At 68.7% G+C, this 20454-nt stretch carries 17 protein-coding genes and 1 pseudogene; 11 read left to right on the top strand and 7 right to left on the bottom strand.

Annotated elements, in window-relative coordinates; genetic code table 11:
• The first annotated feature begins 43 nt into the window (after positions 1–43).
• Positions 44–1534: a chloride channel protein gene (locus VVD47_RS12740; protein ID WP_327603846.1), complete on the top strand. Its 1491-nt coding sequence runs from the start codon at positions 44–46 to the stop codon at positions 1532–1534.
• Here VVD47_RS12740 and VVD47_RS12735 read toward each other — a convergent pair.
• From VVD47_RS12735 to zigA, 4 genes are all read right to left on the bottom strand, one after another.
• Complete coding sequence (locus tag VVD47_RS12735) at positions 1512–3629, bottom strand: TonB-dependent siderophore receptor (protein WP_327603845.1); 2118 nt, start codon at positions 3627–3629, stop codon at positions 1512–1514. The two genes, VVD47_RS12740 and VVD47_RS12735, sit on opposite strands and share 23 nt — an antisense overlap.
• Before the next feature lie 21 nt (positions 3630–3650).
• Positions 3651–5915: a TonB-dependent receptor domain-containing protein gene (locus VVD47_RS12730; protein ID WP_327603844.1), complete on the bottom strand. Its 2265-nt coding sequence runs from the start codon at positions 5913–5915 to the stop codon at positions 3651–3653.
• Between the two features lie 129 nt (positions 5916–6044).
• On the bottom strand, positions 6045–6779 hold the full coding sequence (locus VVD47_RS12725) for a DUF4198 domain-containing protein (RefSeq protein WP_327603843.1): 735 nt from the start codon (positions 6777–6779) through the stop codon (positions 6045–6047).
• 94 nt (positions 6780–6873) lie between these two features.
• Positions 6874–8178 carry a zinc metallochaperone GTPase ZigA gene (gene zigA / locus VVD47_RS12720; RefSeq protein WP_327603842.1) on the bottom strand — a complete coding sequence of 435 codons (1305 nt, stop codon included), beginning with the start codon at positions 8176–8178 and terminating at the stop codon, positions 6874–6876.
• Between the two features lie 314 nt (positions 8179–8492).
• Between zigA and gatB the strand changes: the two genes are divergently transcribed.
• From gatB to ggt, 5 genes are all read left to right on the top strand, one after another.
• Entirely contained in the window at positions 8493–9959 is a 1467-nt protein-coding gene (gene gatB / locus VVD47_RS12715; protein WP_327603841.1) for an Asp-tRNA(Asn)/Glu-tRNA(Gln) amidotransferase subunit GatB, read from the top strand.
• A 187-nt stretch (positions 9960–10146) separates the two neighbouring features.
• Positions 10147–10458 carry a DUF883 family protein gene (locus VVD47_RS12710; RefSeq protein ID WP_327603840.1) on the top strand — a complete coding sequence of 104 codons (312 nt, stop codon included), beginning with the start codon at positions 10147–10149 and terminating at the stop codon, positions 10456–10458.
• A gap of 11 nt (positions 10459–10469) precedes the next feature.
• On the top strand, positions 10470–10859 hold the full coding sequence (locus tag VVD47_RS12705; RefSeq protein ID WP_327603839.1) for a phage holin family protein: 390 nt from the start codon (positions 10470–10472) through the stop codon (positions 10857–10859).
• Positions 10856–11227 carry a hypothetical protein gene (locus VVD47_RS12700; protein ID WP_327603838.1) on the top strand — a complete coding sequence of 124 codons (372 nt, stop codon included), beginning with the start codon at positions 10856–10858 and terminating at the stop codon, positions 11225–11227. Before VVD47_RS12705 ends, VVD47_RS12700 begins: the two co-directional genes overlap by 4 nt.
• A gap of 142 nt (positions 11228–11369) precedes the next feature.
• Positions 11370–13265 (top strand): gamma-glutamyltransferase, encoded by a 1896-nt coding sequence (gene ggt, locus VVD47_RS12695; protein WP_327603837.1) that lies wholly within the window; start codon positions 11370–11372, stop codon positions 13263–13265.
• Between the two features lie 193 nt (positions 13266–13458).
• Here the strand turns inward: ggt and aac(6') are convergent.
• Together aac(6') and VVD47_RS12685 are read right to left on the bottom strand one after the other, a co-directional pair.
• A pseudogene (aac(6'), locus tag VVD47_RS12690) lies at positions 13459–13752 on the bottom strand (aminoglycoside 6'-N-acetyltransferase); the annotation flags it as partial.
• Between the two features lie 23 nt (positions 13753–13775).
• Positions 13776–14228: a DUF2214 family protein gene (locus VVD47_RS12685; protein ID WP_327603835.1), complete on the bottom strand. Its 453-nt coding sequence runs from the start codon at positions 14226–14228 to the stop codon at positions 13776–13778.
• A 122-nt stretch (positions 14229–14350) separates the two neighbouring features.
• Between VVD47_RS12685 and creB the strand changes: the two genes are divergently transcribed.
• The 5 genes from creB to VVD47_RS12660 all read left to right on the top strand — a co-directional run bounded on the left by creB (position 14351) and on the right by VVD47_RS12660 (position 19188).
• Positions 14351–15100 (top strand): two-component system response regulator CreB, encoded by a 750-nt coding sequence (gene creB / locus VVD47_RS12680; protein WP_327603834.1) that lies wholly within the window; start codon positions 14351–14353, stop codon positions 15098–15100.
• Positions 15100–15333 (top strand): hypothetical protein, encoded by a 234-nt coding sequence (locus tag VVD47_RS12675; RefSeq protein ID WP_327603833.1) that lies wholly within the window; start codon positions 15100–15102, stop codon positions 15331–15333. Before creB ends, VVD47_RS12675 begins: the two co-directional genes overlap by 1 nt.
• Positions 15334–15348: 15 nt before the next feature.
• The gene (creC, locus tag VVD47_RS12670; protein WP_327603832.1) at positions 15349–16773 is read left to right on the top strand and encodes a two-component system sensor histidine kinase CreC; all 1425 of its coding nucleotides are present in this window, start codon (positions 15349–15351) and stop codon (positions 16771–16773) included.
• A gap of 105 nt (positions 16774–16878) precedes the next feature.
• Positions 16879–18279 carry a cell envelope integrity protein CreD gene (gene creD, locus VVD47_RS12665; RefSeq protein WP_327603831.1) on the top strand — a complete coding sequence of 467 codons (1401 nt, stop codon included), beginning with the start codon at positions 16879–16881 and terminating at the stop codon, positions 18277–18279.
• An 84-nt stretch (positions 18280–18363) separates the two neighbouring features.
• Positions 18364–19188 (top strand): DUF4184 family protein, encoded by an 825-nt coding sequence (locus tag VVD47_RS12660; RefSeq protein ID WP_327603830.1) that lies wholly within the window; start codon positions 18364–18366, stop codon positions 19186–19188.
• Positions 19189–19205: 17 nt separating this feature from the next.
• On the opposite strand, the gene VVD47_RS12655 is transcribed toward VVD47_RS12660, so the two are convergent.
• The gene (locus tag VVD47_RS12655) at positions 19206–20423 is read right to left on the bottom strand and encodes a PQQ-dependent sugar dehydrogenase (RefSeq protein WP_327603829.1); all 1218 of its coding nucleotides are present in this window, start codon (positions 20421–20423) and stop codon (positions 19206–19208) included.
• Positions 20424–20454: the final 31 nt, after the last annotated feature.

Below are 20454 nucleotides of genomic sequence, written 5' to 3'. Positions count from 1 at the left end.
CTAAGGTTGCCACCATGCACAGCCGGCTACGACCGTCCCCGCAATGCCGATCCCGACCCGCGAAACGCTGAAACGCCTGGTCGCCGACCTGCGCAGGGCGCTGCAGTCCCTGCAGCCGTGGTCACAGCGCTTGCGGCGCAGTGCGGCGATCATCAATGGCGTGCTGTACCGCATTGCCCTGCCGAGCACCTGGCTGGGGCGGGCACTGTTCGTGTCGCTGGCCATCGGTGCGAGCCTGGCGGTGGTGTTGCTGGCGTGGATGGCCGACCTGGCGGCGGAGGGTTTCCATTACCTGCTGGGCTTCGGCCTGTGGCTGCCAGTGGTGTTGATGCCGGCGGGATTCGCCTTGTGCGCGTGGATCACGCGGCGCTGGTTCCCGGGCATCGAGAGCAGCGGCATTCCGCAGACCATCGCGCAGATCCACCTCACCGGCGCGCATCACAGGGGTGACGAACTGCTGGGCTTCCGGCGTGCGCTGGGCAAGCTGTTCCTGACGCCGCTGCCCCTGCTGTTCGGCGCCTCGTCGGGCCGCGAGGGGCCGAGTGTCTTCGTGGCGGCGGCGCTGATGCAGGCGGGCCGGCGCTGGAGCGTGATCCGCCGGCTGGCGAGCGACCGCCAGTTGCTGGTGGCGGGTGGCTCGGTGGGCATCGCGGCGGCGTTCAACACGCCGTTGGGCGGCATCATGTTCGCCATCGAGGAGCTGAGCCACCGCCTGCGCTTCCAGGCCAATTCGCTGACCTTGTCGGCAGTGGTGATGGCGGGCCTGTGTTCGCTGGCGCTGATGGGCAACTACCTGTATTTCGGCCGCAGCCAGGACACCCTGGACGTGCTGGGCAACCTGCACGTGGTGATCGTCTGCGGGGTGCTGGGCGGCGCCGGTGGTTCTGCCTTCTGCTGGCTGGCGCTGAACTGGCAGCGGCTGATCCCGCGGCGCCTGCGCGCGCTGCATCGCAGGAAGCCGGTGCAGTTCGCCGCGTTGTGCGGGCTGGCGGCCGGGCTGCTGGCCTTGTTCACCGCCGGCATGCTGGTGGGCTCCGGCTACGATGAGGCGCGACGCGCGGTGACCGGGGTGGACACGCTGCCGCTGTGGTACATGCCGCTGAAGGTGCTGGCCACCCTGCTGAGCTTCATGTCCGGCATTCCGGCCGGCATCTTCGCACCCTCGCTGTCCATCGGCGCGGGGACGTCGTCCTTCGCAGCGCTGCTGTTGCCGGACACGCCCACCGGTGTGCTGGCCCTGCTGTGCATGGTGGCCTACCTGGCGGCGCTGACGCATGCGCCGATCACCGCCTTCACCATCGTCATGGAGATGACCGGCCACCACGGGCTGCTGATCCCGTTGATGGCGGCCGGCATGATCGGCCAGATGACCTCCCGTCTGCTGCGCCAGCCACCGATCTATCACGCGCTGGCCGAGCGCATCCTGCGGCGCATCCGTCTTGCCGAACGGCGCGCGGCCCGTGCCTTGCGCGCGCCCGGGCAGTCGGCGTCAGCGCCGCCGACTGCCCCGACTACATCTTCCACGTCGCCGTAAGGCTCAGGCTGCGGCCGGCGCCGGGCGAGATCCACAGGTTGTTGTAGGAGCTGCTGTAGTACTCGGTGTCGAACAGGTTGTTCACGTCCAGGGCCAGGCGGAGCTGGGACGTGGCCTGCCAGTAGGCCAGCAACCTGGCGGTGGTGTAGTCCGGCAGCTTGAAGGTATCCAGCGCGTCCCCGCTGCGCGTGCCCACGTAGGTGATGCCAGCGCCCAGGCCCAGCGGCCGGCCCTCGCCGAATGGCGCCGGCATCTCGTAGATGCCCAGCAGGCTGCCGCCGTGGCGCGGCACGTTGAGCAGGGGCTTGCCGGCCAGCGTGGTGTCTTCGGTCACCTTCGCGTCCGTGAAGGCGTAGCTGGCCGACACGCGCAACTGGCGGGTGAGCTGGCCGGCGATGTCCAGCTCCACGCCCTGGCTGCGCACCTCGCCCGCGGCTACCGAGTAGCCGGGGTTGAACGGGTCGGCGGTCAGCACGTTCTGCTTGGTGATGCGGAAGGCCGCGAGCGTGGCGGACAGGCCGTCGCGCTCGGCCTTCACGCCGGTTTCGTAAGCGACGCCTTCTTCCGGCTGGAACGCGGCATTGTTCACATCCACGCCGGTGTTCGGGCGGAAGGACATGCCGGCGTTGGCATACACCGACAGCCAGGGCGCCGGCAGCCAGGACACACCGGCGCGCGGCGTGGTGGCGTACTGCGTCTGCTCCCGCACGACACCGGTGCGGCGGTTCTCGAGGCGCTGGTCGAACTGCTCCATGCGCACGCCGGCCAGCACGCGCCAGTGCGGGCCGAAGGCGAGCTGGTCCTGCAGGTACCAGGCGGCGCCGGTCTGTTCCTCGTGGTTGTCGGTGTTCGGCAGCGGCGTCGGCTGCGGGCGGCCATACACCGGGTTGTAGATGTCGATCGCATACGGCGCCGCGGCGGTCGGGTTGATCCGCAGCATGCGCTGGTCCTGCTCGAAGCTGTTGCCTTCGATGCCGGTGAGCAATTCGTGGCGCAAGCTGCCGGTGGCGAACTTGCCGAGCACCTCTGCCTGCACGGCGATGTCGCGCGAGCTGTAATCGCGATAGCGACGCTGGCGGCGCAGGATGCGGCCGTCGGTCTGCAGCGCGCTGGCCTCGGTGGAGTAGCCATCGAGCTCCGAGCCGCGGTAGGACAAGCCGGCGCGAGTGCGCCAGCTCTCGTCTAGGTAATGCTCGACATTCAGCTCGTGGGTCTGGTTGCTGATCGTCACCGGCCCGTCGTTGGGTTCGCCCAGGAAGCGTTCGCGCGGCAGGGCGTCGATGCGGCCATTCGGCGCCACGATGCCGCGGTCCAGCAAGGTCTCGTGACGCAGGAACTCGCTCTCGTAGTTGATCAGCGTGTTGCCGCCCAAGCGCAGCGTCAGCGCCGGCGCCAGCAGGCCACGCTTGCTGTACACCTCGTCGCGGAAGCTGCCGTTGTCCTCGTAGGCGGCGTTCACGCGGTAGGCCAGGTCGGTGGTGATCGGCGCCGTGCTGTCCACCGCCACGCGGTACTGGTCGTGGCTGGCCGCGCGTGCGCTGAGGCTGTGCGCGGCGCGGAACTGCGGCTTCTTGGTGACGACGTTGAGCGTGCCGCCGGGTTCGCTGCTGCCGTAGAGCGCGGCCGCCGGGCCCTTCAGCACCTCGATGCGCTCCACGTTGGCGGCGTCGCGCGGTGCGGTGAAGCCACGGTTGCCGGCAAAGCCGTTGCGCAACAGCGTCATGCCGCTGTTCTCGTTGCCGGCCAGGCCGCGGATGGCGACGTTGTCCCACAGGCCGCCGAAGCTGTTCTGCCGCGAGATACCGCTGCTGTAGTCCAGCGCGTCATCGACGCGGGTGGCGCCGATGTCCTGCAGCAGCGGGCCGGTGAGCACCCGCACCGATTGCGGGGTTTCGATCAGCGGCACGTCGCTGCGGGTGGCACCGCCGGCGTCCGGCGCGGTGTAGGCCGGCGCGGCGCCGGCGCGCACCTGCACGGCGGGCAGGGTCTGTTCGCTGGCGGCAGTGGTGGGCGTGGTGGTGTTCTGGGCGTGGACCGGCGTCAGTCCGCCGACGGCGATACCGAGCAGGGCGCGGCGGGCGAGGGGTTTGTACATGATGGGCAATGCGGTGAATGGTCAGAAAGCCAGGCGGGCGCCGAGCACGAAGTTGCGGCCCGGCAGCGGGGCGTCGTTCTTGATGAAGGAGGTGTGCGCGTAGGCCAGCTGGTTGGTCAGGTTGTCGATGCGCGCGTAGAACTGCGTGTCGAATCCGGACATCCGCATGGCATAGCTGGCGCCGAGGTTCACCACGTTGTAGCCAGCGGTGCGGCTCTCGAAGTCCGCCGTGTCGTCCTGCGCGAACACCCGCCACACTTCGACGAGACCCTCCCAGCCCTGCCAGTTGCCATCCACCCGCAGGCCGGTGCGGGCGGCGGGAATGCGGGGGATGTTGCGGCTGCCGGGGCCGTCGTCGAAGCGGGCGCGCACGTAGTCGCCCATCAGGCTGATGCCCACGCGCGGATGCACGGCCTGGCGGATCTCGCCCTCCACGCCGGTGAAACTGGCGTCACGCTGGGCGTACTGGATGAGCTGCAGGCCATCGACTTCGTCCAGCGTCTGGCCGTAGATGAAGTCCTGGATGTGGTTGTAGTAGGCGCTGAGGCTGAAGCGGGTGTTGCCGCCCTGCTTGCGCAACGTCAGGTCGATGTTGTTGCTGGTTTCCTTGCCGAGGTTGGCGTCGCCGCGCTCGTAGGTGCGGGTGGCGGTGTGCAGGCCATCGGCATATAGCTCTTCGGCGGTGGGCAGGCGCTGGGTACTGCTCACCGTCGCCGCCAGGCTGTACTGCGGCATGAACTGCCAGTATGTCCCGGCGGACAGCGAGGTGCCGGTGTGGCGGGCGTCGGGCTGGGCGCTGTCGACATCGATGCGCTGCCACTCCTGGCGGGCGGCGGCTTCGAAGCGCCAGTTGCCGCTGCGGAATTCCTCCAGCAGGAACAGCGCCTGGCGACGCGTGTCGGTGGGCTGGACGTAGGCCTCCTCCCCCAGCGCGCTGAAATCGCGCGCGGTGGTCTGCAAGCCCAGCACGCCACGCCAGCCGGCGCGCGGCTTGCGCTCCAGTTCCACGCGGACGTCGTGGCCCTTGCTTTTGAACGTGGTGGCGACCTCGTCACCTTCGATCTCATCGTGGCGATAGTCGGTGAGGCTGGCGCGCAGGCGTGCCTTGCTGAAGCCGGCGAAGGGCTCGCTCAGCTCGCCGCGGACGTCCCAGCGGTCGCTGCGCATGTCCACCCGCGGCACGCCGGCGCCGTGTGCATGTTCGTGGGCTTCGTCGTGGGCTTCGTCGTGCGCCTCGTCATGGGCCTCGCCCTCTCCGCCTTCCTCGCCCTCGTGCTCGCCGCAGTGCAGGTGGTCGTCGTGGGTGTGGCAGCCGTGCAGATCATGGCTGTGGCCGGGCAGGCCGTAGTCGTTGCGCTGCGCGGTGTAGGACAGGCCGAGGTAGCCACGGGTGCCGATCCAGGACGCGCCGACGCTGCCGGTGGCCGTGCGGTTGTAGCTGCCCGCCACCTCGTCGCCACCGGGCCAGCCGTCGCCCACCCTGTAGTCGCTGGCGTAGCGCTTGAGGCCTTCCATGTGCAGCGCGAAATTGCCGCTGCCCACGGTGACCGCCGCTGCCGCCGCGCCTTCGCGCGCCGCCGATGCGCCGCGCAGCTCGACGGCACCCGCCACGCCCTTCTCCGGCACCGCGGTGGGCACGCGGTCATCCAGCACATTCACCACGCCCCCTGCTGCGCCGCCTCCGTAGGCCAGCGCCGAGGGGCCACGCAGCACTTCGATGCGGCGCGCGAGCATCGGCTCCACTGCCACCGCGTGGTCCGGGCTGATGGTGGAGGCGTCCATCACCTCGGCACCGTCGGACATGATGCGCACCCGCGCCGCGTCCATGCCGCGGATGATCGGGCGGCTGGCACCCGCGCCGTAGTGCGTCTGCGACATGCCGGGCTGGGTGGACAGCGTCTCGCCCAGCGTGGCGGCGCGGCGCTGCACCAGTTGTTCATCGGCCAGCACCGTGGCCGGGGTGGTCATCTCGTCGCTGCGGGTATCCAGCGCGCTGGCCGACACGGTCACGGCAGGCAGTTGCCGTTCGGCCGGCGCGGCGACGCTGCCTGCCGGTGCGGACGGCGTGGTGCCGGCCTGTGCCAGCAGCACGGCGCCGGGTTTCTTCGCGGCCGTGCTGTCGGCGACGATCCTGCTCGTGGCCTCGGCATCGATGTCGACGTCGGCGGCATTCACGCCAGCAGGCAGGGACAGGCCGAGCACGAGTGCGGCGGCCAGCGGCTGAAGGGTGTGCGGGACGCGTGGCGTGGGACGACGGAGATGCTTGCGGTTGGCAGGGTTGCTCATGGCTGTTCGCCGGAATGGGTCCGGCATCGAATATTCAGGTTGGATCGGCGCCTCCGCGCGTGGCAGCGGCGTCCTTGCCGACGCCGCGCAGCTATCGAGACCGCCCGGCGGTGGATGAACCGTCGTGGATCACTCCGGCAAGTGCTTCAGCACGAAGCTGAGCGTCGCGAAGTGCCCCACCTTGTCGGCCTTGGCGGGGTCGGCCGCGGGCGACTGGAAAGCCGCGGCAACCACGTTCAGGCCCTGGTTGCGGATGCGGATCGTCACCACGCCATCGGCGTCCGCCACCAACGGCCTGGCGTCCGGGTCGTTGACGTAGTCGGTCGTCACCAGGGCACCCGGCGCCGGCTTGCCGTCGAACAGCACGCGCAGGCGCAGTGCATCGCCCATGCGTTCCGGGAAGGGCTTTTCCAGCGGCTGGATCTGCAAGGCGTGGCCGGGAATCAGCGGCAGGCCCTGCTTCGGCAGCTCACGCAGGGCCACCGCGTACTTCACGTACTGGCCGCTGGTCTTCGCGCCGGGGACTTCGTTCTTCGGCTTGCCCACCCATTTGTTGTCCGGGCCCTGACTCCAGTAACCGTTGTCCAGCGTCGCGGCAATGACGGGCGGGCGGTTCTGCAGGTCGACCAGCAGCAGCAGGTCGGTGGCTTTCAGCGCGGTGGGAATCGCCTTGCCGTCGAAGTCGTAGGCCGCGATGCTGGTCACCAGGCGCTGGCGCTTCACCATGTTGGAGTCTTCCGAGCCATGGCCGTAGATCATCGCGAACTCGCCCGAGCGTTCGGCGAACCAGATGCCATGCGCATGGGCGGACAGGCCGTGCAGCAGGCACAGTGCGGTGAGCAAGGGGGTGAGGATTCTTTTCATTGTGGAGTCCCTGATGTGAGCGAGAGAAAGGAGGGGAAAGCGGGAAGGGGGCGAAGGGGGTGTAGTGGCTGACTGGCTCAGGCGGCGCGATGGCTCAGGCCGCGTCCTGTTCGCGCACCTCGGTTTCGTTGGCTGCGTCCGTGTCTTCTGTGTCTTCGGTGACGGCCTGCCAGAGCGGGAAGGGGTCCGGCAGCGCCTGCCACGCGAGCGGCCCGGCGACGAGTTCCGCGTCGCTCAGCAGGCAGTCGTCGAGTTGCCGACGCAGCGCGGCTTCGTCCATGTCGATGCCGATCACCACCAGCTCCTGGCGGCGGTCGCCGAAGGCGGCGTCCCAGCGGGCGGTGATGCGGGCGCGGGACTCCTCGTCCTGCGGCCAGTCGCGCCTGTCCACCGCGGCCCACCACAGGCCGGCCGGGCCGTGGCGACGCACCGCGCCGGCCTGCGCCCATTCGCCGGCGAGGTCCATGCGCGAGGCCAGCCAGAAGTAACCCTTGGCGCGCAGCACGCCGGGCCATCCGGCATGCGCCGCCTGCCAGAAGCGTTGCGGATGGAAGGGGCGGCGCGCGCGGTACACGAAGCTGGCGATGCCGTATTCCTCGGTCTCCGGCTTGTGGGTGCCGCGCAACTCCTGCAGCCAGCCGGGCGCCTGCGCGGCCTGGGCGAAATCGAAACGGCCGGTGCCCAGCACTTCGTGCAGCGGCACCTGTCCGAAGCTGGCGGCGACGATGCGGGCACGCGGGTTCAACCGGTGCAGGATGGCGTGCAGGCGCGCGCGCTCGGCGGCGTCGATCAGGTCCGTCTTGTTCAGCACCAGCACGTCGCAGAACTCCCCTTGCTCCACCAGCAGGTCGACCACCGAGCGCTCGTCGTCCTCGCCCAGCGATTCCCCGCGCTCGCCCAGGCTGTCGCGGCTCTCGTAGTCGTGCAGGAAGTTGTGGCCGTCCACCACCGTCACCAGGGTGTCCAGGCGCGCGATGTCGGACAGGCTCTGCCCGGCTTCGTCGGCGAAGGTGAAGGTCTCGGCGATCGGCAGCGGCTCGGAGATACCAGTGGACTCGATCAGCAGGTAGTCGAAGCGGCCCTCGGCGGCGAGGCGACGCACTTCCAGCAGCAGGTCTTCGCGCAGGGTGCAGCAGATGCAGCCGTTGCTCATCTCGACCATCTTCTCGTCGGTGCGCGACAGCGCCGCGCCGCCGTTGCGCAGCAGCTCGCCGTCGATGTTCACCTCGGACATGTCGTTGACGATCACCGCCACCCGCAGGCCGTCGCGGTTGTTCAGCACATGGTTCAGCAGGGTCGTCTTGCCGGCGCCGAGGAAGCCGGACAGCACGGTGACCGGCAGGCGCGTATCGGTGCCCTGGGCGCTGGATGGCGAGGCGGAGATGGCAGGGTTGGGCATGGCCGGCGAGATTAGATGCAACAGCGTTGCGATTGCATCGCATCATCCCGTATACGCCACTCAGTTGCAATAGTTATGTAGTGGCACGAGCCACCTGGCTGCGCAGCTCGTCCAGCGACACCCCCGCGCCCTCTCCGCGCCTCCTCGGCCCCTCCTCGACCTCCTCGGCCCCACTAACGGCCGGTCCGACGCCCTTCCGGTGCACTGCGTGGCGGACGGCCCCTGCGACTTCCGCCGGCACGTCTGCGATAATTGCGCCCTCGCGAAATCGTCCGGCGGCCTGCCGCACGGACCGAACGGAAACGGAACACCTCATGCGCAGCGATTGGGAAGTCGTCATCGGCCTGGAAACCCACGCCCAACTGAACACCGCCTCGAAGATCTTCTCCGGCGCCAGCACCGCCTTCGGTGCCGAGCCGAACGTGCAGGCCAGCGCGGTGGACATCGCCCTGCCCGGCGTGCTGCCGGTGCTGAACAAGGGCGCGGTGGAACGCGCCATCCGCTTCGGCCTGGCGATCGGTGCGGAAGTGGCGCCGCGTTCGGTGTTCGCGCGCAAGAATTACTTCTACCCGGACCTGCCCAAGGGCTACCAGATCAGCCAGTTCGAGCTGCCGGTGGTGCAGGGCGGCGAGATCACCATCCAGGTCGGCGAGGGGGACAAAGCCTACGAGAAGGTGGTGCACCTGACCCGCGCCCACCTGGAGGAGGACGCCGGCAAATCGCTGCACGAAGACTTCCACGGCCAGTCCGGCATCGACCTCAACCGCGCCGGCACGCCCTTGCTGGAGATCGTCACCGAGCCGGACATGAGCAGCAGCGCCGAGGCCGTGGCCTACGCCAAGGCCCTGCATGCACTGGTGCAGTGGATCGACATCTGCGACGGCAACATGCAGGAGGGCAGCTTCCGCTGTGACGCCAACGTGTCGGTGCGCAAGCCGGGCCAGCCGCTGGGCACCCGCCGCGAGATCAAGAACCTCAACAGCTTCCGCTTCCTGCAGCAGGCCATCGACTATGAGATCGACTGGCAGATCGAGACGCTGGAAGACGGCGGCAAGATCCAGCAGGCCACCGTGCTGTTCGACCCGGACAGCGGCGAGACGCGCGTGATGCGTACCAAGGAAGACGCGCACGATTACCGCTACTTCCCCGACCCCGACCTGCTGCCGCTGGAGATCAGCGACGCCTGGAAGTCGGAAGTGCGCGCCGCGATGCCTGAACTGCCGCACGAACTCGCACAGCGCTTCCAGGGCGAATACGGCCTGTCCGCCTACGATGCCGCGACCCTGACCGCCAGCCGCGACACCGCGCAGTTCTATGTCGACGCGGTGAAGGCCGCGGGCGCGGCGCAGGCGACCCAGCTGCCCAAGCTCATCGCCAACTGGGTGATGGGCGAACTCGCCGCGCGCCTCAACAAGGAAGAACGCGGCATCGCCACCAGCCCGGTATCCGCCGCCCAGCTCGCCGGCCTGGTGGCGCGAATCGCCGACAACACCATTTCCAACAACATCGCCAGGAAGGTCTTCGAGGCCCTGTGGAACGGTGACGGTGCCTCGGCCGACGAGGTCATCGAAAAGCAGGGCCTGAAGCAGGTGACCGACGTATCGGCCATCGAGCCGATCATCGACGAGGTGCTGGCCAACAACGCCGCCAATGTCGCCGAGTACAAGGCCGGCAAGGAGAAGGCCTTCAACGCGCTGGTCGGCCAGGTGATGAAGGCCAGCAAGGGCAAGGCCTCGCCGGCGCAGGTGAACGAACTGCTGAAGAAGAAGCTCGCTGGCTGAACGCTCGCGCGCGGGTCGCATCCGCCAGGAAGGGTACGGATTTCCGTACCCTTTTTCTTTTCCGCGGTGCGTCCGTGTCGGACGATGCCGACGGAACCTAGGGCGAAATGCCGATGTCACCTAGCATTGTCAGCATCTATGCTGAAGCGTCTTCACTCAACCGCAACCCCGAACAAGGAGAAGAAACATGAGCGAATCGACCCAGGCAAGCCGCGACAAGCTGGTCGCCGACTTCAAGACCGTGCTGGCTGATGCTGAAGAACTGCTGCGACTGACCGCCAATGATGCCAGTGGCAAGTTGTCCGACGTGCGCAGCCGTCTGGGCACGCACGTGGAGTCCGTGAAGGGACGCGTCGGCGAACTGGAAGGCGCTGTCGTCGCACGCACCAAGGAAGCCGCCAAGGCCACCGACAACTACGTGCACCAACACCCGTGGCAATCCGTCGGTATCGCTGCGGGCGCGGCCTTCCTCATCGGCATGCTGTGTAGCCGTCGCTGAGCGCCGGCGCCATGAGTGCACCGGACACACCCGGTCTGGCCCAGCGCCTGGGTCGCATCCTCGACTCCAGCCTGGGCCTCGTCCAGACACGGCTGGCCCTGCTGGCCGTGGAAGTGGAAGAGGAAGGCATCCGCATTGGCGCCGCACTGTTCAACATCATCCTCGCCGCGTTGTTCGCGGCGTTCGGCGTGCTGGCGCTGGCCATCTTCGTGACGGTGGCACTGTGGGACAGCCATCGCCTGCTGGCGATCGGCATCGTCACGCTGTTCTTCCTCGGCATGGCCGGGTGGACGGCCAGCAATGCTCAGCGTCGCCTGAAGCACGGCAAGCGCCTGTTCACCGACAGCGTGGCGGAGATCGAACGCGATCGCGCGGCACTGCAGGACGGGCCCGCGCCATGAAGGTCGCCGGCCATGAAGAGCGCTTGCAACGCCGACGTCATGCACTGGTGGCGCGCTCTGCGCTGCTGCGGGCAGAGGTCGGCGCCGCCACCCTGGACATGCTGCCGGTGGTCGACAAGGTGGAGCGTGGCCTGCGGCTGGCCGCCTGGGCCCGCAACAATGCGGCCGCCATCGGCGGTGCGGCCGGTGTCATCGCGCTGGTGATGAAGCTGCGCCGCGGACGCCGGGCCAAGACGGCCGTCGCCGCCACCGCCGGCGTGGGTGCAGGCCTGGGCCTGGCCGGCGTCCTGCGGCTGGCCCTGCGTGGCTGGTCGATCTGGCGCACCGTGCAGCGGCTTCGCGCCGCACGGGCCGGGTACCCGGTCTAGGGCAAGGCGATGCTGTGACCACCTGTATGGTCACGGGCATCCCGCAGTCGCTCCTGCGCAGCCGTTCCAGGTGTCTTCACTCAGGCATCGCTGCGCATGGCAACAGGTATCCGCGCCCTGCGGGGCGCGGGAGGAGACCACCATGACGACTCCGGCAAAGCCTCAATCCCCAGCCGGCAGGCTCAGCGCCACACCACAGGCTGACCTCCCCCTGCGACGTCACCACCGACTGGCCATCCTGCTGCTGTGCGGCCTGGCCGCCTGTGCCAGCCCCGGCCCGGACCCCGCTGGCGGCTTCCGCTATACCCCGCCTTCTGCACCACCCGCCGCACCCGCGCCGGAAGGCGCCAGCGGCTTCACGCCCAAGCCCGGCTGGGAGGCGCAGCACTTCATGGTGGCCGCCGCCAATCCGCTCGCCACCGATGCCGGCTACCAAGTGCTGAAGGCAGGCGGCAGCGCGGTGGACGCGGCGATTGCCGTGCAGATGGTGCTGGGCCTAGTCGAACCGCAGTCCTCCGGCATCGGCGGCGGCGCCTTCCTGATGCACTGGGACGGCAAGCGCGTGCAGGCCTTCGACGGCCGCGAGACGGCGCCGGCCGCGGCGACCCCGGAACTCTTCCTGCGCGACGGCAAGCCCCTGCCCTTCCTGGAGGCCGTGATCGGCGGCCGCTCCGTGGGCACGCCGGGTGCCCTGCGCATGCTGGAGATGGCCCACCGCGAGCACGGCAGGCTGCCCTGGAAGGACCTGTTCGCGCCAGCCATCCGGCTCGCCGAGGAAGGTTTCCTGATCAGCCCCCGCCTGGCCACCATGCTGGCCGCGCCGGAAGCGAAAACCCTGCGCAACGACCCCGACATGGCCGCCTACTTCTTCAACGCCGACGGCAGCCCCAAAGCCGCCGGCACGCGCCTGAAGAACCCGGAGCTGGCGAAGGTGCTGCGTGACATCGCGACCAGGGGAAGCGCGGCCTTCTACGAGGGCAACATCGCCCGCGACATCGTCGCCAGAGTGCGCAAGCACCCGACCAACCCCGGCCTGCTGTCCGAGGCCGACCTTGCCGGCTATGCCCCAAAGCAGCGGGAGCCCCTGTGCACCGAGTACCGCGTGTACCGCCTGTGCGGCATGCCACCGCCGTCTTCCGGCGCGCTGGCCATCGCGCAGATGCTGGCGATCCTGGAACACACCGACATCGTGAAGCACCCGCCGGTGCAGGCCGATTTCGGACTGGAGCCGTCACCGCAGGCGGCGCACCTGTTCAGCGAAGCCGGCCGCCTGGCCTACGCCGACCGCAACCGCTACGTTGCCGACCCCGACTTCGTACCCCTGCCCGGCGCTTCCCCCGCCAGCCTGCTGAACCCGGCGTACATCAAGGGCCGTGCGTCGCTGATCGGCGAGCGCAGCATGGGCGTCGCCCGGCCCGGCACGCCGGCCGGCGCCACCCTGGCACTGGCCGACGACCGCAGCCCGGAGCTGCCATCCACCTCGCATATCTCGGTGGTGGACGCGCAAGGCCGTGCGGTGGCGATGACCACCACCATCGAGAACGGCTTCGGCGCACAGATCATGGTGCGCGGCTTCCTGCTCAACAACCAGCTCACCGACTTCTCCTTCCTGCCCGCCGAGAACGGCACGCCCATCGCCAACCGCGTGCAGCCGAACAAGCGCCCGCGCTCCTCGATGGCGCCCACCCTGGTGTTCATGCGCAACAGCGGCGCGTTGTCGATGAGCGTCGGCTCGCCCGGCGGCTCGGCGATCATCAACTACGTCGGCAAGACCCTGGTGGGCACGCTGGACTGGGGTCTGGACGCCCAGCAGGCCATCAGCCTCCCCAACTTCGGCTCACGCAACGGCCCCACCGAGCTGGAGCAAGGCCGCGCATCCACCGCACTGGTCGACGGCCTGAAGGCACGCGGCCACGACGTGCGCGTCATCGTGCAGACCAGTGGATTGCAGGCGATCCAGCGCAGCGCGCCGGAAGGCAAGGTGATGTGGTTCGGCGGCGCCGACCCGCGACGGGAAGGGGTGGTGATGGGGGATTGAGATTGGTCGATACGGGAATCAGCATCGCGCCTGTCGAAACTCGTGCCCTGAGCCTGTCGAAGGGCCATTGCGCCCGCCTGCATGATGCGTGTGTCGGTCGGATCAAGCACGGCTTCGCTGTGTTGGCTTCGACAAGCTCAGCCAACGGTCCGTAGCGGTGTTGGGCTTCGCTACGCTCAACCCAACCTACGCCTTAGTCAGCGCCCTTGGCCAGACGCTTGCGGAAGAACACCACCACGCGCTCAGTTTCCGCGAAGCCCAGCGCGTGATGCGTTGCATGACTGGTGAGATTGTCGAGCGCCGCGTCGGAAGCCAGTTCATGGCAACCGCGTTTACGTGCCCATTCTTCAACCGCCGCCACCAGTTCCACCGCGACACCCTGACGCCGCGCTTCAGGCGTCACGTAAAGACCTTCCAGAAAAACGACGGGTGAACTGTCCGTTCCATTGACGTAGTCATGGCGCAGCGCCGCTTCAACCAGGCCGAGCGCGAATGGTGAGAGACATGGCCTCAGCGGAACATCCCGACCCCGCGCGCCATCAGCGCCGCGCACACCAGCATCAGGCCGACACCCGCCAACTCCACGATGACCAGCTTGCGCAGCAGCGGCGCGCGGCTGGTGTCCGGCGTCTGGCCGCTGCGGAAGGCGCGGTACCAGCGTATCAGCAGCACCGTGGGGTAGATCGAGGCGATTCCGACCACCGCGAAGATGCCGATCTTGAGGTGGAAGAAGGCGTTGCCGAAGTAGAAGGCTTCGCCCTTTTCGTACATGAACACGCGCATGAAACCCACCGCCAGCACCGCCATGGCGGAGATGCCGTAGTGCATGTCGATGCGCGCGAGGCGCTTCGCCAACGCTGCGTCGATCGGCCGCGCCAGCAGGATCAGCTCGGCCACCAGGCTGGCGATGATGATGAAGAACAGCAGGTGATGCAGGCTGGCCATCAGGGCGGGCGTGATCATGCGGGGCTCCTCGGGATGCGCCGCGCGGCGGGCAGCGGGTCGGGCGGATGGGCGCGAACTTACCACAGGCGCATCCGGGGCCGCGCTCCCCGGCAGGCCTGAGGCTGGGATAGCATCCGCCCATGAACCCGCACGCATCCGCGCCTGCACACGCTTCTGCGCACACCGCTGCGCGCATCCTCATCGTCGAGGACGAGCCGGCCATCGCCGAGACCCTGGTCTATGCGCTGCGCACCGAGGGCTTCGCGCCGGAATGCGTGGGCACCGGCCACGAGGCGCTGGCCCGCCTGCAGGACGGTGGCATCGCGGTGGTGGTGCTGGACGTCGGCCTGCCGGACCTGTCCGGCTTCGAGGTGTGCCGGCGCATCCGTGCGGCGCAGGGCTGGCAGGACGTGCAGGTGATGTTCCTCACCGCGCGCAGCGAGGAGATCGACCGCGTGCTGGGCTTCGAGATCGGTGCGGACGACTACGTCGCCAAGCCCTTCAGCCCGCGCGAAGTGGTGGCCCGCATCCGCGTGATGTTGCGACGGCTGGCTTCGACGGTGCCGGCAAGTGTGGCGTCACCCGCCAGTGGTGCCGCGTTGGCTCTGCAACTGGACGAAGCGGCAGCCCGCATCAGCCACGCTGGCCGTGCGCTGACGCTGACCCGCTACGAATACCTGTTGCTGGCCCACCTGCTGAAGCATCCCGGCCGCGTGTTCTCGCGCGACCAGTTGCTGGACGCGGTGTGGGGCCGCGGGTCGGACAGCAGCGACCGTACCGTGGATACCCACATCAAGACCCTGCGCGCCAAGCTGCGCGCGGCGGCCCCGGAGGCGGACCTGATCGCGACGCACCGGGGGCTCGGTTACTCACTGACGGGAGCTGCATGATGAGCATGATGGAGGTCCTCGCAGGAGCCTGCTTCGATGCCGTGCTGGGCGGCGCCAAGTGGTCTTCGGACAAGCTGAGTGATCGCATCGGCCTGAAGCAGTCGGCAGGCACCCGCTTCGTGCTGCAGTGGCTGATCGGCTTCCTGCTGTTTCTGGTCATCGCCGTGGCCGGGCTGGCCGCCGCACTTGGACTTTGGAAAGCGGGCAGCGTGATTGCCAGCTGGTTCGGGTAGGCCGCCGGCACGTCCATGAACCTGCCCCTGCGCATCCTGCTCGGCTACTTCCTGGTGGTCGGGCTGGCCGCCTTCTTCGTGCTGCGCATCTTCGTGAACGAGGTGCGGCCCAGCGTGCGCGAGACCATCGAGGAGACGATGGTGGACGCCGCCAACCTGCTGGCGGTGATGGCGACGGACGAGCTGAAGGCTGGGCGCATCAAGGATGGCGCTTTCGCGCGCCAGCTCGACGAGTACCGCCGCCGCGAGATCGACGCGCCGATCTGGCACTTCCGCAAGCAGTCGCTGGATTTCCGGGTGCTGGTCACCGATGACAAAGGCATCGTGCTGCTGGACTCGGACCATCAGGCCGAAGGCCTGGACCATTCACGCTGGAACGACGTCTACAAGACCCTGCTCGGCGAGTACGGCGCTCGCTCCACGCGGCTGGACGAGGCCGACGACAAGTCCAACGTGTTCCACGTCGCCGCGCCGATCCGCGACGGCGCGCGCATCATCGGCGTGCTGACGGTGGCCAAGCCGGTCGCCACGGTGGAGCCGATCATCGAGCGCAGCGAGCAGACCATCCTGCGCCACGGCATCGTGTTGATGGGCGGCGCGGCGCTGATCGGCCTGGGCGTGACGCTGTGGCTCACCGCCTCGATCCGCCGCCTGCGTGCCTACGCGCGCGACGTGGCGGCCGGCAAGCGCGTGACGCCCCCCACCGGCGGCGGCCGCGAGCTGAGCGAGCTGGCGAATGCCATGGAAACCATGCGCAGCGAGCTGGACGGCAAGCAGTACGTCGAGCACTACGTACAGGCCCTGACCCACGAGCTGAAGAGCCCGCTGGCGGCCCTGCGCGGGGCCGGCGAGATCCTCGCCGAGCCGGGCTTGCCGGAAGCCGAGCGCAGCCGCTTCGCCGCCCACGTGCTGGAACAGGGCGCGCGCATGCAGGCCACCATCGAACGCATGCTGGCGCTGTCGCAACTGGAGGCGCGGCGTAGCCTGGAGCACGCGCAGGCACTGGATTTCGGCGCACTGGTCACGGAGATGATCGCCACCCGCCGCGGCCGTGCCGAGGCCGCTTCGTTGCGCTTCGAGCGCGGCGGCTTTCCGGCCATCGCGCTGCATGGCGAGCGTGACCGTCTGGCGCTGGCCATCGGCAACCTGCTCGACAACGCGCTGGACCACGCCAGCGCCGGCTCGGCCATCGAGATCGATCTGCAACAGGGCGACGGACAGGCGGTGCTGCGCATCCACAACACCGGTCCGGCGATCCCGGACTACGCCCTGCCACGCCTTTTCGAGCGCTTCTACGGGCTGTCCCGGCCGGATGGCAGCAAGGGCAGCGGCCTGGGGCTGGCCATCGTGCAGGAGATCGCCGTCCTGCATGGCGGCGGCGTGTCCCTGGCCAATCGCCCGGACGGCGGCGTGAGCGCCGAACTGCGCCTGCCCTGCTGACTTCACACGGGCTTCACACGGCGCTCACCACGCCGCCGTGGCGCCTCATCGCGGCCTCACCCGCGCGCTCCATCCTGCTGGCTCCGAACACACAGGGAGTCAGGAATGAAGAGTTTCGCCATCAAGCTGATGACAGTCAGCCTCGTCGGGCTGCTATTGATCATCGCCGGGGCCATGGTGCGCGGCGTCGTGACAGACCGGCTGGTGTTCCGCGAGCAGGCGCGGCAGTCGGTCGCCGAGAGCCTGGCCGGCGCGCAGTCGCTGAACGGCGTCGGGCTGGTGCTGGACTACACCGAGCAGTACGAGGAGCCGGTCCGCGACGCCACCGACCGGGTGCTGCGCCACGAGACGCGCCGCATCGAGCATCGCCACGTCGTGCTGCCGGACTCGCTGGCGCTGAGCGGGCAGCTGATCACCGAGCCGCGCTATCGCGGCCTGTTCCGCGTGAACGGCTATGTGCTGGCCGGGCGCCTGCATGGCGCCTTCACCGTGCCGGCGCTGGAGCAATTGCCACGCAGCCGCAAGGAATCGACGCTGCAGCCAGGCACCGCGCGGCTGGCCTTCGCGGTCAGCGATCCACGTGGCCTGCGCCGGCTGGACATGCGCGTGGATGGCCGCACGCTGGTGGCCGAGGCCGGCAGCGGGCTGAACGGGCTGCGCAGCGGCGCGCAGGCGGCGGCGGGTGCGCTGGGCACGCTGGCAGGTCGCAGCCTGCCCTTCGAGCTGAACCTGGAGCTGGTGGGGACCGACAGTTTCGCGATGGTGCCGATGGCCCGCGAGAACACCGCCACGCTCAACTCGCCCTGGCCGCACCCGTCCTTCGGCGGGCGTTTCCTGCCGGTACAGCGGGAGACCAACGAACGCGGCTTCAACGCCATGTGGCGCGTCAGCGCGCTGGCCACCAACGCCGGCAACCTGTGGCAGGAGCGGGCCAGCGGCGGCACCGCGGAAGCTCACGCCGGCAAGTCGCTGGACGCCTTCACGGTGGCGCTGGTGGATCCTGTGGATGTCTATGTCATGGCCGACCGCGCCAGCAAGTACGCCGTGCTGTTCGTGGTGCTGACGCTGGGTGCCTGCCTGCTGTTCGAGCTGCTGCGCCGCCTGCAGCTGCATGCCCTCCACTATTTGCTGACCGGGGCCGCCCTGCTGATGTTCTTCGTGCTGCTGCTGGCGCTGGCCGAGCACATCGGCTTCGGCCCTGCGTACGGCGTGGCGGCCACCGCCTGCGTGACGCTGATCGGCGTGTACTTGGCCAGCCTGCTGCGCAGCCGCGCGCTGGCGGCGGGTTTCACGGGCGGGCTGGCCCTGTTGTACGGCGCGCTGTACGGAATCCTCCTGTCCGAGCAGAACGCCTTGTTGATGGGCAGCCTGTTGTTGTTCGGCCTGCTCGCCGCCGTGATGCTCGCCACCCGCAAGGTGGACTGGCATGGCTTGCTCCTCGATCGCGGCAATGCAGCACGTCCGATTGGTGAAGGGAATCAAAAGCCTGTAAACGAAGTCGTATAATTTTGCTGCTTCGCAGCACGGCGGGGCGCCCGGTCTGGCGCTCCACCGCAACGCTGCTTCTGAACCCTCCCGGAGAGTCGCGGAATGCCTTTCACGCTTTCACACGCCGCCTACGCGGTGCCGCTGGCGCGTCCGCTGGGCCGTCTCAGCGGTCGTCGCGTGCCGGTGTCCACGCTGGTCATCGGCAGCTGGGTGCCCGACATCGCCTACATGCTGCCAGCCGCCCTGCCGCGCAGCTCGCACACGCTGGACGGCCTGTTGTGGTTCTGCCTGCCGGTGGGCTGGCTGTGTTACCTGCTGTGGCACCACGTGATCCGGGCCGCCGTCTGCGACCTGATGCCGATGGCATCGTTGCGGGCAAGGCTGGCGCGCTTTGCCCGGCCCGGGCTACCGACGGCATCGGTGCGCGCCGTGTCGGTCGGCCTGCTGGTCGGGTCGATCAGCCATCTGCTGCTGGACGGCTTCACGCACCAGGAACAGTTCTTCGTCCAACTGATGCCCTTCCTGCAAATGGAAGTACTGCAGGCGGGCAGCTACCACCTGCCGCTGTACAACCTGCTGCAGCATGTACTGGGCATCGCCGGCCTTGTATGGGTGGGGCATGTCGGGCTGCAGGCATTGGGCCGCGAGGCGAGCGGCTTCCTGCCGGCGAGCCGGCTGACGCATGTCCAGCGCCGCTCGTTATGGCTGGCGTTCGCACTGGGCACGCTGCTGGTGTCGGTCGGACCGCTGGTCCAGGGTCTGCTGGCGCATGGAAGCGACATCGAGGAATGGCTGGCGCTCGGCGCCTTCCGTACGATGAGCGTCTGCGGTGTGGGCCTCGTTGCTTACGGACTGGTCTGGCAGCGGCTGGGCCTCGTCCGGCCGGCGGGTCGCCGTGACGGGCTGCAGGCCCAGACGCGCTCCTGAGACTTCTCCCGGATCGGCTACTGCACGACCAGCTTGCGGACCTCACCGGGGTTTTCGTCGGTGAGGAGGTACAGCCAGCCATCCGGCCCGACACGCACATCCCGTATGCGGGCGTTCATGGCGATGCGCTGGTAGCCGCTGGGCTGTGTGCCGTTGAAGCTGAGGCGGACCAGGGACGTATCCTTCAGGACGGCCACGAACAGGTTGCCCTGCCAGGCCGGAACGTTGCCGGCCGTGTAGAAGACCATATTGGCGGGCGCAATCGATGGGTCCCAGTAGCAGAGCGGTTGCTCCATGCCTTGCCTGGCGGCGCCCTCGCCGATCGCGGCGCCGCCGTAGTGCAGGCCGTAGCTGATCACGGGCCAGCCGTAGTTGCGGCCGGGCTGTGCGAGGTTGATCTCATCTCCGCCCTGGGCACCGTGGTCGCCGATCCATAGCTGGCCGGTAAGCGGGTGGATGGTCGCCCCTTGCGGGTTGCGGTGGCCGAGGCTCCAGACATAGCGGCGCTCCCCGCTTTGCGCGGCGAAGGGGTTGTCCGGCGGCACACCGCCGGCGCTGGTGATGCGCACCACCTTGCCCATCGGCTGGTCGGGATTCTGGGCCGGATGGGCTGCGCCCTGGGTGGGATCCACCTGACGGTCCCCCAGGGTGACGAACAGGCTGCCGTCGTTGGCGAATACGAGACGCGAACCGTAGTGGTTGTTTCCGCCAAGCTTCGGCTGCTGCCGATAGATGACGGTGACCGCGGACAGGCTGAGCGTATTGAGGTTGAGGACGCCACGGGCGACGGCCGTCCCGGAGGTTCCGCCGGTTCCGGCTTCGGAGTAGCTCCAGTAGATAGTGTTGTTGCTGGCGAAGGCGGGATCCAGCACCACATCCAGCAGGCCGCCCTGCCCCTGGGCCTGAACGGCTGGCAGATTGGCGATCGGTGACGAGAGGCTGCCATTCGCCTGCATCAGGCGCATCCGCCCCGGGCGCTCGGTGATCAGCGCCCGGCCGCTACCATCCGGAAGAAAAGCCAGACCCCAGGGGTTTTGCAGGCCACTCGCCAGGGTGGTGACGCTGATCGTCCCCGGCGTCGTGATGGCCGGCGCCACATCGCAGCGCGTACTGAGTGCGCCACCGCTGCTGGAGCTACTGCTGCTCCCGGACGACCCACCGCCGCCGCCACCCCCTCCGCAGGCGGACACCACAGCCACCGAGACACCCAGCCCCACCCACGATGATCGACGCATGATCCGGACTCCGCTGCCCATAATGCGGTGA

The sequence above is a fragment of the Uliginosibacterium sp. H1 genome (assembly GCF_036017065.1).
Lineage (GTDB): Bacteria > Pseudomonadota > Gammaproteobacteria > Burkholderiales > Rhodocyclaceae > Uliginosibacterium.
Note: the sequence above shows the minus strand (reverse complement) of the source record. Positions and strands in the feature narration are given on the sequence as shown.

Excerpts from the sequence above, each read along its gene's own strand:
- VVD47_RS12725 (WP_327603843.1), bottom strand. The coding sequence starts at position 6,779 with ATGAAAAGAATCCTCACCCCCTTGCTCACCGCACTGTGCCTGCTGCAC.
- gatB (WP_327603841.1), top strand. The coding sequence starts at position 8,493 with ATGCGCAGCGATTGGGAAGTCGTCATCGGCCTGGAAACCCACGCCCAA.
- creD (WP_327603831.1), top strand. The coding sequence starts at position 16,879 with ATGAAGAGTTTCGCCATCAAGCTGATGACAGTCAGCCTCGTCGGGCTG.
- VVD47_RS12740 (WP_327603846.1), top strand. The coding sequence starts at position 44 with ATGCCGATCCCGACCCGCGAAACGCTGAAACGCCTGGTCGCCGACCTG.
- VVD47_RS12700 (WP_327603838.1), top strand. The coding sequence starts at position 10,856 with ATGAAGGTCGCCGGCCATGAAGAGCGCTTGCAACGCCGACGTCATGCA.
- creB (WP_327603834.1), top strand. The coding sequence starts at position 14,351 with ATGAACCCGCACGCATCCGCGCCTGCACACGCTTCTGCGCACACCGCT.
- creC (WP_327603832.1), top strand. The coding sequence starts at position 15,349 with ATGAACCTGCCCCTGCGCATCCTGCTCGGCTACTTCCTGGTGGTCGGG.
- VVD47_RS12675 (WP_327603833.1), top strand. The coding sequence starts at position 15,100 with ATGAGCATGATGGAGGTCCTCGCAGGAGCCTGCTTCGATGCCGTGCTG.
- ggt (WP_327603837.1), top strand. The coding sequence starts at position 11,370 with ATGACGACTCCGGCAAAGCCTCAATCCCCAGCCGGCAGGCTCAGCGCC.
- VVD47_RS12705 (WP_327603839.1), top strand. The coding sequence starts at position 10,470 with ATGAGTGCACCGGACACACCCGGTCTGGCCCAGCGCCTGGGTCGCATC.
- VVD47_RS12660 (WP_327603830.1), top strand. The coding sequence starts at position 18,364 with ATGCCTTTCACGCTTTCACACGCCGCCTACGCGGTGCCGCTGGCGCGT.
- VVD47_RS12730 (WP_327603844.1), bottom strand. The coding sequence starts at position 5,915 with ATGAGCAACCCTGCCAACCGCAAGCATCTCCGTCGTCCCACGCCACGC.
- VVD47_RS12735 (WP_327603845.1), bottom strand. The coding sequence starts at position 3,629 with ATGTACAAACCCCTCGCCCGCCGCGCCCTGCTCGGTATCGCCGTCGGC.
- zigA (WP_327603842.1), bottom strand. The coding sequence starts at position 8,178 with ATGCCCAACCCTGCCATCTCCGCCTCGCCATCCAGCGCCCAGGGCACC.
- VVD47_RS12710 (WP_327603840.1), top strand. The coding sequence starts at position 10,147 with ATGAGCGAATCGACCCAGGCAAGCCGCGACAAGCTGGTCGCCGACTTC.
- VVD47_RS12655 (WP_327603829.1), bottom strand. The coding sequence starts at position 20,423 with ATGCGTCGATCATCGTGGGTGGGGCTGGGTGTCTCGGTGGCTGTGGTG.
- VVD47_RS12685 (WP_327603835.1), bottom strand. The coding sequence starts at position 14,228 with ATGATCACGCCCGCCCTGATGGCCAGCCTGCATCACCTGCTGTTCTTC.